Source organism: Thermogutta sp. (genome assembly GCF_014359955.1).
GTDB lineage: Bacteria > Planctomycetota > Planctomycetia > Pirellulales > Thermoguttaceae > Thermogutta.
The window spans coordinates 1-1570 of sequence record NZ_JACIYL010000928.1; the positions used below are offsets into that span (position 1 = coordinate 1).

Sequence of the window (1570 nt, forward strand, 5' to 3'; positions counted from 1 at the left end):
AGGCACCGGTACGGAAATCATTCTGTCAAACACGTATCATCTCCTTTTGCGTCCGAAGCCAGAAACCGTGGCGGCACTCGGCGGACTTCACCGCTTCATGGGATGGCACAAACCGATCCTGACGGACAGCGGTGGATTCCAGGTATTCAGCCTCGCTCAACTCACGCGTATTGAGGAACGGGGAGCCGTTTTTCGGTCCCATCTGGACGGTTCCCCTGTCGAACTGACACCCGAACGCGCCATCGAAGTTCAGGAGATGCTGGGCAGCGACATCGCCATGGTCCTCGATCACGTCGTTGCCCTGCCCAACGAAAGGTCAATCATCGAGGACGCAATGGAAAGGAGTGTCCGCTGGGCCGAGCGCTGCCGAAAGGCTCACCAACGAAAAGATCAGTTATTGTTTGGTATTGTTCAGGGAGGACTCGAACCAGACCTTCGACTTCGCTGCGTCGAAAAGCTCGTTGAAATAGGGTTCGATGGATACGCGATCGGTGGCCTGAGTGTCGGCGAATCGCCCGCCGAAATGTACCGCACCCTGGACGTTGTGGCTCCTTCCTTGCCGGCAGACAGGCCTCGCTATCTCATGGGCGTGGGACGTCCCATCGATCTTCTGGAGGGAATTGCCCGGGGCGTGGATATGTTCGATTGCGTGATGCCGACGCGGAACGGTCGAAATGCCATGGCCTTCACGGAAGCCGGGCCGCTTCGTATGCGTAACGCGTGTCATGAGCGGGATCCCCGTCCGATGGACCCCACATGCCCGTGTCTTGCCTGCACCTTCAGCCGAGGATACATCAGGCATCTCTTCATGGCTCGCGAGATGCTGGGCCCAATTCTCGTGAGCCTCCACAATATCGCGTTTTACCAGCGGCTCATAAGACAGGCGCGGGCGGCGATTGAAGACGGCTCGTTCGGCGATTTTTTGGAGGAAAAACGGGCCACCTGGTCCCGAACAACGACAGAAGATGAGGACGAACTCGAGAATCGATCGAGCTGAATATTTCCCGCGGAGAATCTTGGCATCATTCACCTGAGAGAATCATTTTCACTTCTGAGCGCGGGAAACGGTGTCCTTCATTCGATCGACAAGAAATGGCTCCTCCTCGGGCATGGCCGCCTCGAAAATGGACGCGGAGCTGTGCAGCGTCAACGTTCGTGCGTCTTTCTTGAGATTGTAAACCTGCGTCATTTGCTCCACCTCATAACGAATCCGCTCCACGAGTTCCGGCGGCTCAAGCACTTCCGCGTAACGTCCGAAGCTGAGAATCCAGCGTTCGATTTCTTCGAGGCTTTCCAGGTCAAATTCCGCAATGAGGCTGCCGTCCCGCTGGGGATGCAACTGCTGGCTGACGTGCCACCTTGCTTCGCTCACATACCGGGCGACCTCGGGTGAAAAGCGAACACGTATGTGATAGTCGCCATCCCCCTGGTACACCCCAAAACTTCCGGCAAAGTGCTCGTCCAAGCGGAAATCGTTGGGCATTTCGAACCGTCGATCGGTCACTTCCGCCCGACTAATTCTGTTCACTTTCCAGTGTCGTATTTCCTTCTTCCCCGGGGACCATCCTAC

The 1570-nt window shown here is 56.6% G+C and carries 2 protein-coding genes; one reads left to right on the plus strand and one right to left on the minus strand.

Translation table 11 applies throughout. From position 1 onward, the window contains the following. A partial coding sequence (tgt, locus tag H5U08_RS18265; protein ID WP_297036428.1) for a tRNA guanosine(34) transglycosylase Tgt occupies positions 1–997 on the plus strand: 997 nt, incomplete at its 5' end. Positions 998–1045: 48 nt separating this feature from the next. Here the strand turns inward: tgt and H5U08_RS18270 are convergent. Continuing rightward, positions 1046–1570 (minus strand): WYL domain-containing protein (locus H5U08_RS18270; RefSeq protein ID WP_297036431.1); only part of this gene is annotated, 525 nt, incomplete at its 5' end.